The 15,426-nt window shown below is 51.0% G+C and carries 12 protein-coding genes; all 12 read right to left on the bottom strand.

Features of this window, described 5'->3' with window-relative positions:
• Positions 1-10: 10 nt before the first annotated feature.
• On the bottom strand, positions 11-2,269 hold the full coding sequence (locus tag A2273_10920) for a hypothetical protein (GenBank protein OGF09118.1): 2,259 nt from the start codon (positions 2,267-2,269) through the stop codon (positions 11-13).
• A 40-nt stretch (positions 2,270-2,309) separates the two neighbouring features.
• Positions 2,310-3,185, bottom strand: coding sequence for a hypothetical protein (locus A2273_10915; protein ID OGF09117.1), 876 nt, complete (start codon positions 3,183-3,185; stop codon positions 2,310-2,312).
• An 18-nt stretch (positions 3,186-3,203) separates the two neighbouring features.
• Entirely contained in the window at positions 3,204-4,766 is a 1,563-nt protein-coding gene (locus tag A2273_10910) for a hypothetical protein (protein OGF09116.1), read from the bottom strand.
• 66 nt (positions 4,767-4,832) lie between these two features.
• Positions 4,833-6,506, bottom strand: a complete 1,674-nt coding sequence (locus tag A2273_10905; protein OGF09115.1) for a glutamate formimidoyltransferase — start codon at positions 6,504-6,506, stop codon at positions 4,833-4,835.
• A gap of 106 nt (positions 6,507-6,612) precedes the next feature.
• On the bottom strand, positions 6,613-7,824 hold the full coding sequence (locus A2273_10900) for a hypothetical protein (GenBank protein OGF09114.1): 1,212 nt from the start codon (positions 7,822-7,824) through the stop codon (positions 6,613-6,615).
• Between the two features lie 68 nt (positions 7,825-7,892).
• Positions 7,893-9,215, bottom strand: coding sequence for an imidazolonepropionase (locus A2273_10895; protein ID OGF09113.1), 1,323 nt, complete (start codon positions 9,213-9,215; stop codon positions 7,893-7,895).
• On the bottom strand, positions 9,212-10,441 hold the full coding sequence (locus tag A2273_10890) for a hypothetical protein (GenBank protein ID OGF09112.1): 1,230 nt from the start codon (positions 10,439-10,441) through the stop codon (positions 9,212-9,214). Before A2273_10890 ends, A2273_10895 begins: the two co-directional genes overlap by 4 nt.
• Positions 10,442-10,529: 88 nt before the next feature.
• Positions 10,530-11,663, bottom strand: a complete 1,134-nt coding sequence (locus tag A2273_10885) for a hypothetical protein (GenBank protein ID OGF09111.1) — start codon at positions 11,661-11,663, stop codon at positions 10,530-10,532.
• Positions 11,656-12,231 (bottom strand): hypothetical protein, encoded by a 576-nt coding sequence (locus A2273_10880; GenBank protein OGF09110.1) that lies wholly within the window; start codon positions 12,229-12,231, stop codon positions 11,656-11,658. The genes A2273_10885 and A2273_10880 overlap by 8 nt, the downstream gene beginning before the upstream one ends.
• On the bottom strand, positions 12,218-13,042 hold the full coding sequence (locus tag A2273_10875) for a DNA methyltransferase (GenBank protein ID OGF09109.1): 825 nt from the start codon (positions 13,040-13,042) through the stop codon (positions 12,218-12,220). The genes A2273_10880 and A2273_10875 overlap by 14 nt, the downstream gene beginning before the upstream one ends.
• 2 nt (positions 13,043-13,044) lie before the next feature.
• Entirely contained in the window at positions 13,045-14,694 is a 1,650-nt protein-coding gene (locus A2273_10870) for a urocanate hydratase (GenBank protein OGF09108.1), read from the bottom strand.
• Positions 14,695-14,851: 157 nt separating this feature from the next.
• A complete protein-coding gene (locus tag A2273_10865) occupies positions 14,852-15,358 on the bottom strand; it encodes a hypothetical protein (GenBank protein ID OGF09107.1) in 507 nt (168 codons plus the stop codon).
• Positions 15,359-15,426: the final 68 nt, after the last annotated feature.

Genomic DNA, 15,426 nt, shown 5'->3' with positions numbered 1-15,426 from the left:
TCAAACCATATTAAACGTAGGATATCCTCTGTTTTTCCGGTTTCTTAAGCTTGGAGGGAATGGGCTTGGGCTTGGGGGCTGATTCAGCTTCGGGCTCCGGCGCCGGCTGGTACTGGGGGGCCGGGGCGGCCGGCTGCATGGCCGGTCTGGGCGGAGGCGCAGCCGGGCGTTGGATCTGCGGAGCCTGGGGCATCGGCCTGGCAGCCGGCGGCTGGGGGACCGGGGCGGCCGGCCGGGGCTGGGGAGCCGGAGGCGGGGCCGGTTGAGGCGCCGGCCGGGGTGTTGCGGCCGGAGGGGCGGCGGGCGCCAGGGAGGCCCTCAGGGATTGCAGCCTCTGTCCCACATCCCTGAAGTTGACATCGGTGGTGTAGATATCCTCCAAGGTCTTGATGGCGCTGGGGATCTCCCCGGTCAGTTCATAGGCCTGGGCCAGGCTATAACGCAGGCCGATATAGTCCTCATCGCTGTAGCCCGGAGTGGAGAGGCCGCGCTCCAGTTGTTTGACGGCGAACTTGGGCTCCCCCCGATCCAGGAAACAGATGCCCAGCATCTCGAAGGACTTAAGGCGCTCCTTCTCGCCCTTGGAGGCAATCTGGAACTCGGCAATGGCCTCCTCGACCAGGCCCATTTCTTTATAGGCTATGCCCAGGTCGTAATGGCCCTGGAAATCCTCCTGGTTTATGCTTTGGTAGACCCCTTCCTTGAACTCGGCCAGAATGTCCTGAAGCGACAGAAATTCTTCCTGGGCCCCCGGAGCGGTGGCCGGCTCCTCATCGGCCACGCTGAACTTGACCCGGGACTGGCGGCCCCCCTCCACGATCTCCCGCCCCCAATGGACGTCATCGCTGGCCGGCGGTTCGGCCGGCTGGCCGTGGAACTGCGGCTCCTCCGGCTGGGGCTCGCCGTGATGCATGAAGCTTTCCGGCTGGGCATTTTCCGGCTCGGGCTGTGGTGCCTCCCAGGCCGGCGGGGCCTCAACCGGGGCCGGTTCCGGCGGCCAGGCAGCGGGCTCCTGTGCTTGGGGTTGCTCCTCGAACTGGGGGGCTGTCGGCTGGATGAATGATATATCGGGAACCGCCTCCTGTGGAGACGCCGGCTCTTGATGGATCTCCATGCCCGGCATCTCAAAGGCCCCCTCGGGCATCTCCGGCAGCAATAGAGACAGACTCTCCAGGGCGCTCTCGTTGACCGGGTCCATCTCCAGAACCTTCTGATAGACCGCCGCAGCCTGTTCCCTCAGTTCCCTGCGGTGCAAGCATTCGGCCAGGCCCAGGTAGGCCTCTATCAGATCATCCTGCTGGTTGTTTTGCAGGGCGATCTCCACCAGCTTCTGGCGGCTGCGCAGCTCCAAGGGCTGCAGGTTGGCTATCTTCTTATATACCTCCACCGATTTTCCCACGTTGCCGTCGTTCATGTAGCCGTTGGCCGCGGTGTGGTATTGGTCCAGGGCCTCCTGGGTGGAACCGATCTCGACCAGCAGGTCGCCCAGTTCGATGTTGGTGGCCCAGTCCTGTTTGGCCGCCTCTTCCTCCCGGGGCGGCTCCGGTTCTTTATCGATCACCAGTTCCGGGGTGGTTTGTTTCTGGGCCGGGGTTTCGGGCCGCTGCTGGGAAAGCTCCTCGATGATGGAATCGGGCTTGACCTCGGCCTCCGGCGCTGCCTGGGCCGGTGCGGCCTCCCCTTTCATCCCCCTGACCTTGGCCTCCAGGGACTCGGCTTCGATCATCCGGCCTTGATCCCGGTAGGTTTTGGCCAGCTGGGAGAATTCTTCTATGGCTTCGGGGATCTTCTTCTGGGTCAGATACATCTCGGCCAATTTGGAGCGTACCGCCAGATTCTGGGGGTTGATCTCTACGATCTGGTGATAGATCGGGAAGGCCTCATCGGCTTTTCCCTGCTTGATCTTCCGCTCGGCGTATTCCAGAAGGTTGGTGATGGCCTCGTTGACCAGCCCCTGCTGGATATACAGATCGCCCAGGGTCTTGTATACCTCGGGGTCGTCCTTGTTGACCCGGAGTATCTTCTTGCAGACCGCAATGGCATTGTTATAAAGGGCGTCGTTGCTGTAGCCCCTGACCGCCTCCAGATAGCTGGAGACCGCCTCTCCGACATTGGACAGCTTCACATAGGCGTCGCCGATGAAATTATAGGTGCTGGCATTGCCGGGCTCCAGGTCCAGCACTTTCTTGTACTCGCTCACCGCTTTGGCGAAATCGCCCTTTTGAAAATACTCGGCCGCCTTGGCTCTTATTTGATCAACTTTTGCCATCGTACCATTTATTGTTTTGTGAATTTAGTCCGCTGTTATATCAGAAACCGTAATCGTTGGCCTCGGCCCCGGCCGTCACCCCGGCAGTCTGCTCCGCGCCGTCGTCCAACCCCAGATTGTTGGCCACGATCTGGATCACCGAGGCGTCCAGCAGGTCCTTCTCCTGGAGGCAGCCCTCCATCAGGGCGTTGTCGCAGATGGCGTTTATCAGCCGGGGGCGGCCCTGGGAATACCGGGCGATCAGCTGGTAGGCAGTGTCGGTAAAAAGCTCCTCCTCCCGGCCGGCCACCACCAAACGATGCTGGACGTATTCTTTGACTGCATCCTCATCCAGCGGGCCCAGGTGATATTTCACCGACACCCTCTGGTTAAGCGAAACATCCACCAGCAGGTTCTGGTTGACCTCGGTCATGCCGAACAAAATAAAAGTTATCAGCCGGGCATCGGACAGCTCCAGGTTCAAAAGGCCTCGGATCTCCTCCAGCATGGCCTGCCCCCGCAGGAGATTGGCCTCGTCGATCAGGATCACCGCCTTGCGGCCCTCGGCATGGATCTCCATCAAGCGCCGGGCCAGGGCTGATGACACTTGGGTCTTATCGTCCGAAACGTCCTTGACATCCAACAGGGCGCCCACTCTTCGAAGGAACCATAACGGACTGAAATCCCCGTGGGTCAGCACCAGCAGCGCCGTCTCGAACCGTCCGTCCTCCCGGAGTATCTCCAGCAGGCGCCGGGCCAGCATGGTCTTTCCGGTGCCCACCTCTCCGGTCAGCACCCCCAGCCCCCTCATCCTCTCGGCCACGTGGGCCAGGTGCATTATGGCCCGGCTGTGCTGGGGGCTGTCGTAGTAGAAACGGCTGTCGGGGATATTGGAAAAAGGATCGTCATTAAGCTTGAAAAATCTTTCGTAGTCCATTGATTCTCCTAAAAAATATTACAGGAAGGAAAGTCCTTTGTCTTTAGGGCCCAGGACTATCGGCGCTGTCTGGGGGGACGGTTCGGTTTCCGGTTCCGAATCTGTTTCCTCCACCAGTAAATTTGCCGGCTGATAAGAAACGTCGCCATCCTCATCCGGCGGGGCATATCTATCATCAATGGCATTCTCCGGGAGATCGGCCGCCGCCCCCAAGGGATAAAATTCCTCATCGCCTGAAGAGGGGAGATCTTCCGCCGGGGTGGTTGGGGGCCGCTTCTCAACGGCCGCTGGCTGGCCCGGCGCTTCTTCAGCAGCAGGATCCAACCATCCCGGTTCGATGCCGGAAGCCGGTCCGCCGGCCTCCGGCGGTTCCGGAATGATGATCCTGGTCTGCTGTGGGGCCTTGACCTTGTTCTCCAGATCCCTCAGGCGCTTGGCGACGTCCTTATAGGTGATGTCAATGACATAGACCTGCTCGTACTCATATAAGGCCTTCTGGAACTCCCCCAGCTGTTCATGGGCCACCCCCAGGTTGTAGTGCAGGCCCACATATTCATTGTCCAGGAATTTCCGGATGGCAAGACCCTGGCTGAGCACCTCCTTGGCCAGACCGTAATCGCCCTGTTCCAGGAAGGATACCGCCAGCATCTCAAAGCCTTTTAACTGCCGGTCCCCGCCCTTGATGGAATTCTGAAATTCAACTACGGACTCGTCCTTTAAGCCCTCCTGTCGGAAAAGAATCCCCAGGTCATAATAAGGCTCATAGGCTTCGTCGATCTTGCCCCAGATCAGTTCCTGATAGTTTTTGCAGGCTTCCAGCAGCTGGGATTGCAGTTTTTTATCATCCAGGGCGCCGTCCCCGGACGATGAAAGCACCTTGGCCAGGGCCTCTTCATTGCCGGGGTCGCGTTCCAGGATCTTCTGATAGACCGCCTTGGCCTTTCGGACAAAACCCTTTCTCAGCAGCACCCGGGCATAGCTCTGCTGGGTTTCGATGATCTTTCTGGCCTGGCCCATCTTCAGGGCCACGTCCACCAAACGGCGATAGGGTACAATATCGGCCGGCTCCGGGGCATTCTCCGAATTGTCGGAAACCGCCTGATCCGCCAGCTGCCTGATCTTCTGGCAACTGCCAATTAAGGGGGGATTCTCCGGAATAATGTCCGTTATCCGCTGGTATACCGCCGCCATAGCAGTAAAATCCGAGCGGATCTTCATCTGGTCGGCAAAGCGGATCCACTCCCGGACGGCCCCGCTTTTCAGCCCCAGTTTAAGGTATCCTTCAGCTGTCTTATTATATAACTCTATCCTATCCTTGTCAATAGACAAAATCCTTTTGGAGGCGGCGATCACCCGGCTGAAGTCCCCGGACTTCTCCGAAAGCCTGAGGGCTTTCTCGTAGGTGTCCAGACCCTTGCGGTCCTCTCCCACTTCCCTATAAATATTGGCCAGGGTCAGAGTGAATTCGGGATCCTCCGGCTCGATGGAGACGATCTGCTCTGCCGCCCTTCTGGCCTTCTCCCACTCGCCCTTCTGGTAGAAAGTGCGGGCCTGTTCTTTCAATCGGTTTATTTCAGCCATAGCTCATATTTTCCAAAATCCTTGCCCATTGTATATGATTATAAAGGACTGGGGCCAAAATTACAATTATATTTTTATATTTTTCATCACCGCCTGCTGGACGGTGTCGCACAGATCGGCCGATTCCTGCTTCAGGCCCTGGCAATCTTTTACGTGGCTGTCCTTGAAAGCCTGGTCTTTTATCGATCCCAGGTTTATCAGCACGTTCAGCACCGCCCCCTCCACCCCGGCCCGGGCCATCAAGGCGGCCACCCCGGCATCGGAGGCGGAATTGGCGTTGCCCTTTTGGGCGGCGATCAGGGATATCTTCATGGCCTCCAGGCAGGTTTGGGCCGTCTGGAGCGGCACCGCCGCCGCCTTCTTATAACCATCTTCCATGGCGGCCTCGCGGGTGGCCTTCTGTTCCGGGGTGGTTTTTGGCAGGCGCATGGCCTCCATCAGATGGTTGAAGGCGTTGGTGTCCTCATCCACCGCCTTGGCCAGCTGGTCCTTGATCTCCTGCCCCTGCTGGGCCAGGTCGGACAACTCTTTCCAGACCTTTTCATATCCCGGCTTGCCCACCGTCAGGTTGGCCACCATGGCCGAGAGCGCCGCGCACAGGCTGCCGGCCAAAGCCGCCACCGATCCGCCCCCCGGGGCCGGGGATTCGGACGACACCTCGTCCACAAAATCCCTGGCGGTCAGGGACATCAGCGGGGCGGGCTTTAGGAAGTTGTATTCCACGATCTTCTTGGCCGGGTCGAATTCCGACAGCTGGTCCAGGCCCAGGGAGCGGACGGCGATCTCCACCAGTTCCTTCTCCGGCGCCCCGGCCGACTTGCCCTGCTTTTTCAGGTAGAACTTTCCGGCGTCCAGCATCGGTTTTAAGGGGACAAGACCGACCAGCTCCGAGCCGGTGACTATCAGGCCCAGCTTTTCCGCCTCCTCCCGGGCGGTCTCGAACACCACATGCAGCGGGGTGGTGTTATAGTTGATCAGGTTGATGGACACCTGGGCCTGGCGGTACTGGTCGATATACCAGCCGATGGCCCGCACCGCCTTCAGGCGGCCGGGTATCTTTACTGAGTTTCCTTTCTCATCCTTGACGATCTTGCCGGAGGCGTCCTTCTTGGCCCGACCGCCCTCCCGGATGTTCAGGGCGATCTCGTTGGCCAGCTTCTTGTCCTTGGTGTTGACGTTGACGTTATAGGCTATCAAAAATTCCCGGGCGCCCACCACGCTGGCCCCCCATTTGTGCTTGAACTTGGCCGGCCCGAAATCGGGTTTCCACTTGGGGTCCTTCAGTTTCTCCTCCAAGGCTTCGTATTCGCCGGTTCTGATGTCGGCCAGGCTCTGGCGTTCGGGAGAGGCGGCGGCAAATTCGTAAAGGTAGACCGGGATCTCCAGTTCCTCGCCCAGCCTCTTGCCCAGGTCTCTGGCGATCTGGACGCAGTCGTCCATGGTAACGCCGGATACCGGCACAAACGGGCAGACGTCCATGGCCCCCATCCGGGGATGGGCCCCGCTGTGGGTGGACATGTCTATCAGCTCGTGGGCCTTCTTGGCGGCCTGGAAGGCCGCTTCCTTTACGCCCTCCGGGGTTCCCACAAAGGTGTAGACGGTGCGGTTGGTATCGGCCCCGGGATCAACGTCCAAAAGTTTGACGTCGGACACCGAACGGACGGCATCGGCGATGGCATCGATGATCTTGCGGTCCCGGCCCTCGGAAAAATTCGGCACGCATTCGACTAACTTGGTCATGTATTCTCCTGACAGTTAATTAATTGACATTAATGGAAACTAATCGACACTAGTCTTGTCTTTTAAGCCGGTAGCATTGATGTAATTGTTCAGTTTTATGGTATAGTTAACTGCCAAAATAAAAACCTTTTTGGTCGGACAAATTATAAAACACATCCATACCGAACAGCGTTATACCAACCTGCATTTTTTGATTCCGGCTGTATTTACCTACCAGGGCCAGATGCTCCCAAATAAAAAATCCCGCACCGGCAAAGGCATCGTTGTTATGCCAAATGTTTTGACCGGACACGGTGGAATAATACTTGTTGTTCTCATTCCAATAATAATACCTCCCCCCCAGGAAAAGGCATAACCGGGGAAGCAAATAATAACCGGTTTGTAGTCCCAGGCTATAATTACGGAATTTTACATTGACATCATTTGCGGTTAAATCCTGGCTCTGATATTGGATATTAGATAAGACACCTATCCGGTTATCCCAACTTCTATATGCTTGATATTTAAGCCCTAAACCCAAATAATCCTTGCTGTATTCAACGTAAGGGCTGAATCTTTTAAAAGTTATTTCGGTAAAGGCCCTCAGATTAACCCTATCTTGGTAAAAATTCAGAGAGAGTCCGGTATTAAACAACGGCGTATCGCTGAGAAACCCGTAATAAGGAAAATGCTTTAACACCGGACCTTTACACGAATCAGTGAAGTGCCCGCTATACAAGCTGTCTACTGCATAGCCTTTTTCGGCTAAATCCTTGATATCATTTACATTTCTATTATTCTTATAACAAAAGGAGCTTGGGATTATGCTTTCGGAATAGTTGACAAAATTATCAAAACACATTTCAGCCCTGGCCGTATCTCCCATATTATAAGCGCAAACAGCCATCAGATAATAAACATCAGAGTAACACAAAAGGTCTGCATCTTTTTTTATCGCAGCTTTGAAGCAATCAAATGCATCTTTATATTTCTTATTTCTTAGGAATGCCACTCCGTTGAAGTATTCTTGGCCCGATTTATACTGCCCGTAATTAAAAGCCTTGGGGACGACAAACAAATCTGTGAATTTTATATCATTTTGCTTGATGTCGTATTTTTCTATCAATTGGTATGCTTCAGAAGAGTCTGTATATTTCTTTTTACTGACAGGGTCACGCAATACACGCCAATTCGCTCGGGCCAAAGCTTTTGAAGTGTCAGTAAAAGTGTTAAATTCATACCCCAGTTTAGATTCGTTTTCCCGAAGATTTTTTATCGGCAGGTGTGTACAGCCGATAAAAGCGGTCAGCGCCAAAAATAATGGCAGGCATTTTTTCATATATTTTATCTGCCCTTTATATTAAATTTTACCATCCTATTACATTATAACCTTTGCGTCTTGGCGGTTCAATTAGCCCCTATGACTATCTTGCCCCGCTTTATAACCGTCTTGACGTAGTTGACCCCGTAGTGATACGGAATATACCGGTAATTGGGGATGTCCATGATCAGCAGGTCGGCCTGCTTGCCCTCCTCGATGGAGCCGATCCGGTCGCCCCGCTTCAGGGCGCAGGCCGCGTTGTAGGTGGCGGCGCAGATGGCCTCGGCCGGGGTCAGCCCCAGGTACAGGCAGGCCAGCCCGATGATGAACGGCAGGTTCTCGATGGTGCACGACCCGGGATTGTGATCTGTCGCCAGGGCCACCGGGATGCCCATCTCTATCATTTTCCGGGCCGGGGCATAGTTCTTCTTGATGGTCAAGCTTGTTCCGGGGAGCAGCACGGCGATGGTTCCGGCCTGTTTCATCAGTTCCAATCCGGTCTGCGAGGGGTAAAGCAGATGCTCGGCGCTGATGGCCTTGACCTTTCCGGCCGCCTCGGCCGCACCGACAGAAGCCAGCTCGTCGGCGTGGATCTTGGGTATCATCCCGAAATTGCTGGCGGTCTCCAGTATCTTTATGGCTTCTTCGGGAGTGAACACGCCCTGGTCGCAGAACACGTCGCAGAACTCGGCTAGTTTCATCTCCGCGACCTTCGGGATCATCTCTTCGCAGATTAGCTTGACATAGCCTTCCCGGTCTATTCCGTTTTTGCTTTCTGCATTTTGATTTCTGAATTCCTCTGGAAACTCGTGCGCTCCCATGAAGGTCGGCATGACCTCTATAGCCTGTAAGTCATTTAGATCTTTTACAACCTCCAGTTGTTTGATCTCGCTTTTGGTCTCCAATCCGTAACCGCTTTTAGCCTCGACCGTGGTCGTTCCCCAAAGGAGCATCCGATCCAATCGTTTCATGGCATCGCGTTTTAAGATTTCGCGGGAAGCCAGCCTGGTGGCTTTGACCGTGGAGCGTATTCCGCCGCCCCTGGCCGCGATCTCCTGGTAGGAAACTCCGGAGGCCCGCATCTCGAATTCGTCCTCCCGGGAGCCGCCATAGACCAGGTGGGTATGGCAGTCCACGAAGCCGGGCATGACGACTTGATTTTCGGCGTCTATGACCTTGGTGTGGGGCAGGAGTTTCAGCTTGGGCTTGAGGTCGGAAGTTTTGCCCACGGCTACGATCCTGTCATTCTCGATGGCTACCAGCCCGTCCTCGATGATGCCGAGGTCGGACATGCTTGACCCCACCCGACCCCTCCCTTTCTCCCTCCCCGCTGCGGGGAGGGACGGGGAGAGGTCAGCTATGGTCAGCAATTGGCCGATATGTTGGATGATGAGGTGCATTGGTTTTATTTGGTGGTTTTATAAAAACTCCATATAGAACTGTTGGCAACGCCCCCAAAACGATCCTTTGCCACAATCTTCCAATAATACGTTTTGGCATTGGTTATTGTACTTAAGGTATACTGTGATGAAGAAAGGTTGGATACCTGGAGTTTTACCGGAGGATTCAATGTATCTAAGTACATGTCGTATGACAGGGTATCATAGGGTATATCGGGATCAGTGCAATCCCAATCGAAATTTATCGGTGAGTAATAACAAGTGGAGCCGTCACTGGGATAAACATAATAATTTGAGAAGCTTGGGTTTGCGTTGATTATCGTTATTGAGGTTTGTGCTGACCAAAGACTGGTATCGCCATATATGTCCATGGCTTGAACACGAATGGGAAATGTGCCCAAGGCCTTAAAGGTATGGGGCAATGCATAAGTGCTCCATCCATAATAATCATTGGTCCAAATCATCGGAGTACCATCGCTCCAATCAGCCCGGAAATAAAGCGGATCGCCGTCAGGATCTGAGCAGGTGAAATCGAATTCGTATGATTGACTCCGGAAACCGGTAGCGGGACCGATCGGAGTTGTCGGTTGGTTTGGCTTTGTATTGCCGGTGGCCGATGAACCGGTGGCGAATCTCCACACCGCAGACCAGGCCGAAGTCCCTATGGAATTGCTGGCATTGACCCTCCAGTAATAGGTGGTGGATTCGGCCAATGATGGAGACGCGAAACAATTGATATATAAACCGGCCTGACCGGCGGCCAATATCGTGAAGGTGCTGTCCTTTGCTATCTGTATGCAATAACTGGCGGCGGCGCTGCTGGGATTCCAATTGAAAGTCGGGCACAGCACGACCGATGAAACGGTATCGTGCGGGGTGACCAGCACTGGAACCGATGGAACCGCCGTCACCACAACCAGGGCTAAGTTTGCGTTGGTTATTTTCCCGGCATCGACCGTGACATTGGCCGTAGCGCTGGCATATCCGGATTTGGCAGCCAGCACAGTATATGCCCCAGCCTTGATTTCATCGATCTGGTAATAACCGTCGTCACCGGTTGTCACCGAACTGCTGGCCGGAGAGGTAGAGATCACAACACCCGCAATCGCTCCGTTGGTGGCCGCATCGGAAATCTTGCCTTTGATGGTCCCGGTGCTTATCCCGGTTGGGTCTTTGCCGCAGCCCAATTGGACGACTATCATAAACGCGATGGCGATGAGGGAGAACTTTTTCATTGACGATCTCCTTTGGTTAAAGTTTGGTTGATGCTAATAAAATTGAATTGCACAGCAGTTGGCCGATATGTTGGATGATGAGATGCATTTATATCTTAGATTTTTCACGCAATTCATTATATAGTTTACTTTCACCACCTGTGCCAGGCTTATATATATCAGTATTAAACTGTGCGTCTTTAATATCTATTTTTTTCAACACTTCCATAAATTGTTTCTTTGTTGGAATACTGCCTGGTGAAGTAATATGAAGATAAGCAGGCCTTAAAAACCTCATAAATGCCCTGAAACCGTTTGTCCTCTTTAACATAATTCCGCTACCAGTATTGCACCATGCTTTTTCCCAATTATCACTTATGGCGTCAAAATAATTCCAAATGACATCAGTTATATCTAAATCTTTTTCATCAATAAACATATTACGAAAGATCATTTTCTTCAATTCATCTGCGCTAGCCTTTTGTGGTTTTTTCCCTTTCTTGTAAAGTTCTCTATCTGTCCTAGCATCATCAGTTAGATAACAAATCAAACTATCGACAAAAGTAGCTTGCGTTATTCTCTCATTATATCGTCCCTCTGTAGCAACACCTAATCTTTTTATAGCTTTATAAAAAGGGCTACTCTCATCTTTATCCAAAGCAACAGCGATATTATGACAAACCTTCTGTGGGCTTCTAGCTTTAGCAAGGTCATAAAGATCATAAACAAGGCTTCTATTTACTTTTGTCTGTGCTAAATTTATTGTTGAAAATATATAAGCCTGATCAGCAATATCTAAATCAATGAATATACTCACATTCAATTCAAATTCGCCCTGGTAAGTACCCTTTTTTAGCCCTGCTATTCTATGTTGTCCATCTAATACGGTAGCTATTTTATCAGAACTTATATTTTTATTACTATCATTTTTATCAATGTATTCTTTAAGTTTTAATATTTTACTTTTATGATCGTAATGTGTACATGCAGCAGGTATTGATAATATAATTGAAGTCGGGAAACAAGCATCCGATGTCCCAACATATTGAGCTATTTCGTTTTCTCGATTTTGGTCTACTTTCCGATTTATACCAATATAGCTTTCAAACCCTTCTTCGTTAGATAATCTCCTGAAATCATATTGTGTTATATTGCACAAATCTGAAGCTTTGATTGAGCCAATATAAAATTTACCAATTGGCTGTATCACTTCTAAACATGACATTGCGATTACATTAGTCATTGTTCTTCCTCCTATGCTTTCTAACATCAGCCGTAAATTTATCTTCTTGCGCCTGCATTACTTCCGCCGGGTTTGCAGGAAATTCGTTATTATACGTAAGAACCACATACATCAACAGCAAAGAGAAGGGAAATATTAAATATTGAACTCTGTTGACTGATACTGCATCAAATGCAAAATTAATGCGTTTCAAAGCGAATACGATTGCTGAAGCAAGAACAATACCTCCGTAGAGAAATACGCTCAAAATTAAATCGGGGAATCTTTTTATATTTTTCCTTTCTTTAAGTATCATGTATATCACCGGTGCAAGCAATGAGGTAATATAAAGAAACAATTCGCCGTTTGACAAATTGTTATACATATTATTAATAATATGTATACTGTTGTTTTGTAGATAGGCTATAAAACAACCAATAAATATTGGTAAAAATGAAATAATTAATGTAATGAGTAGTTCCCAAAATGCAGCTGTCTTAGCGGGTGTACTACAATTTTTGTAATTTCTTATATACGGCATGTGAGACAGCAAGGCTTTGTAAATGAATATGACTTTATCTTTGAACATCGTAATTGCTCCTTATAACTATCTCATATGTTATTTTCCTATGTTTTGGATCGCTGGCTAAAATACTGCTTCGCGCAACTTTAGTTATTATAAAATCATTTTTGTATAGCATAGTTATGCTCCGGTGGTATGTGTTTGTAAATAATATTTTTACACCTCTCTTTGACGCACGCTTTAAACTATTAAAAAGCCGCAACTCATCTTCCCAGGTAAATATTTTATCATTATATTTTATAAAACCATTTTTTGTGTTTTTCGTAATATATGGTGGGTCTACAAATAAGAAATCGTTTTTATTTGCTCTGTCAATAATATTCTCAAAGTCAGCACAAATGATTTTAGCTTTGTTTAATTTTTCTGAGATCTCTTTAAAATCATCTTTTTCATATACAACACGCTTCTTTGTACCTATAGGTACATTAAATAAACCTTTAGTATTAACCCGATATAATGCATTCCAACAAGTTCTATTCAAATATATAAATCTTGCTGCTTTTTTAAATTTATTTCTATATCTTTTTAATCTTTGTTTATAATAGTACTTTTTGTCGTGCTTCTTATGGTGTTCAAGTAGAAAGTGATAAACAAGTTCCCAATTTTCTTTTATGGCATTATATGTTATTACAAGTTCACTGTTGATATCCGACAAAATTGCCTCATTTGGTTCTATAAAAAAGAATACGGCGCCACTACCTAAAAAAGGTTCATAATATTTCTTATAATCTACTTTAAACAACTCTTCATGTTTATTAACAAGCCATCGTTTTCCACCCGCCCATTTTAAAAAAGGCGAAAGTTTTGTGTTTTGCATAATCAACCCATCATCGGGATCTTGACCTTCTTCTTCTTGGCCACCTGCTTGGCAATGTCATACCCCGCGTCCACGTGGCGCAAAATGCCCATCCCCGGATCATTGGTCAGCACCCGCTCTATGCGCTTGGCCATCTCTTTTGTGCCGTCCGCCACCGTTACCTGCCCGGCGTGGATGGAATACCCTATCCCCACCCCGCCGCCGTGATGAATGGAAACCCAGGAGGCCCCGGAGGCCACGTTGACCATGGCGTTCAGCAGCGGCCAGTCGGCTATGGCGTCACTGCCGTCCTTCATGGCCTCGGTCTCGCGGTTGGGCGAGGCCACCGAGCCGCAGTCTAAGTGATCCCGGCCGATGACGATGGGAGCCTTGATCTTTCCCTTTTTCACCAGGTCGTTGAACAGCAGGCCGGCCTTGTCCCTCTCGCCATATCCCAGCCAGCATATTCTGGCCGGCAGGCCCTGGAAATGGACCTTCTTCTGGGCCATCTTTATCCAGCGGGCCAGATGGGCATTCTTGGGGAACAGCTTCAACACCGCTTCATCTGTCACCGCGATGTCTTTTGGATCTCCGGAAAGCGCCGCCCAGCGGAATGGGCCCTTGCCTTCGCAGAACAGGTCGCGGATGTACTCCGGTACAAAGCCCGGCACGTCAAAGGCATTCTTGATGCCGTGCTTCACCGCCTGGCCCCGGATGTTGTTGCCGTAGTCAAAGGCGATGGCTCCCTGCTTTTGCATGTCCAGCATGGCCTGCATGTGGATGGCCATGGCCTCGTATGATTTGAGCTTGTATCCTTCGGGATCGTTCTTGCGAAGTTCGTTGGCCTGGGCCAGTGTCATCCGGTGGGGCACATATCCGTTCAATTCGTCGTGGGCCGAGGTCTGGTCTGTGACCACGTCGGGGATCACGCCCCGGCGCACAAGTTCGGGAAGCACCTCGGCGCAATTGCCCACCAGCCCTATGGACAGTGGTTCGCCCTTCTTGACGTATTCAAATACCAGCTTAAGGGCCTTGTCCAGGTCGTCCACCATTACGTCGCAGTAGCCGGTTTCCAGTCTCTTCTGGATGCGGGAAGGATCCACCTCCACGTCCAATATCACGCCCTCGTTCATGGTAACCGACAACGGCTGGGCCCCGGACATCCCGCCCATGCCGCCGGTCAGCACCCACCTGCCCTTTAGAGTGTCCCCGAAATGTTTTTGGGCCAGGGCCCCGAAGGTTTCATAAGTGCCCTGTAAAATTCCCTGGGTGCCGATGTATATCCAGCTGCCGGCGGTCATCTGGCCGTACATGATCAGCCCCAGCGCCTCCAGCTGGCGGAAATAATCCCAGTTGGCCCAATGGGGAATCAGGTTGGAGTTGGCTATCAGCACCCGCGGGCAATGGGGATGGGTCTGCAGGATGCCCACCGGCTTGCCGGACTGCACCAGCAGGGTCTCATCGCTTTTCAGTTTTTTAAGCGACTTGATGATGGCATGGTAGCAGTCCCAGTTGCGGGCCGCCCGGCCGTTGCCGCCGTAGACTATCAGGTCCTCCGGCCTTTCGGCCACCGCCGGGTCCAGGTTGTTCATCAGCATCCGCATGGCGGCTTCCTGCTGCCAGCCCTGGCAGGAGATCTTGGTGCCGTGGGGGGAATGGATATTCTTGGGCATGTTGTTTATAACCTCGCGATGTGTGTTTACGCTGTAGGCACAGATTCTATTTGTGCCTTAATTATTAATTTGTCATGTCTGTATTTATCAACGTATCCCACAGATTCTATCTGTGCCTTAATAAATTCAAAACCGAAATATTTAAACAAAAAGGAAATCAAAACATCCGGCCGGGTTTAACATCCAATACATCAACCTTAATATCTTCCGGCGTTGTTCCTTGATATTGGTGCCAGCTTGACCATCTGTACTCTTTGATGTCATTGACCAAGCCGTGTTTTAAGGGATTGCGATGAATATATTCAATATGCCGTTGGTAATCTTTAGATGTACGGATTATATGGTCCAGGAACTGGTGTTGCCAAACCTTGCCTGTCGTGTTCAACCGAGTATTGATAGCTTTTGCACAAAGAGCTTTAATCGTTGCCATTATTCTTGAGATATTGGCACTTTCGCCGGGTTTTATAATTAGATGAATATGATCGGGCAACAATGCATAACCAGAAACAAGAAAGCCCAATCTTTCTTTTTCCGCAATAATGATATTTGCCAATATTCTGAGGTTTTCTTCGCTTCCAAAGGTTGGGACCCGACCCTCCGTTACGCTGGTTATAAAATAAATTGCTCCCGGCAAATAAAACCTTTTTAATTCTACGTGATGCATCAACATTCTTCCGTCTTCACAAAACACCCATCGTTGATTATTTAGGCACAAATAGAATTTGTGCCTAC

The organism is Candidatus Edwardsbacteria bacterium RifOxyA12_full_54_48 (genome assembly GCA_001777915.1).
Classification (GTDB): Bacteria; Edwardsbacteria; AC1; order AC1; family EtOH8; genus UBA2226.
The sequence above is the reverse complement of the archived record's forward strand: the minus strand, read 5'-3'. Positions and strand labels throughout refer to the sequence as shown.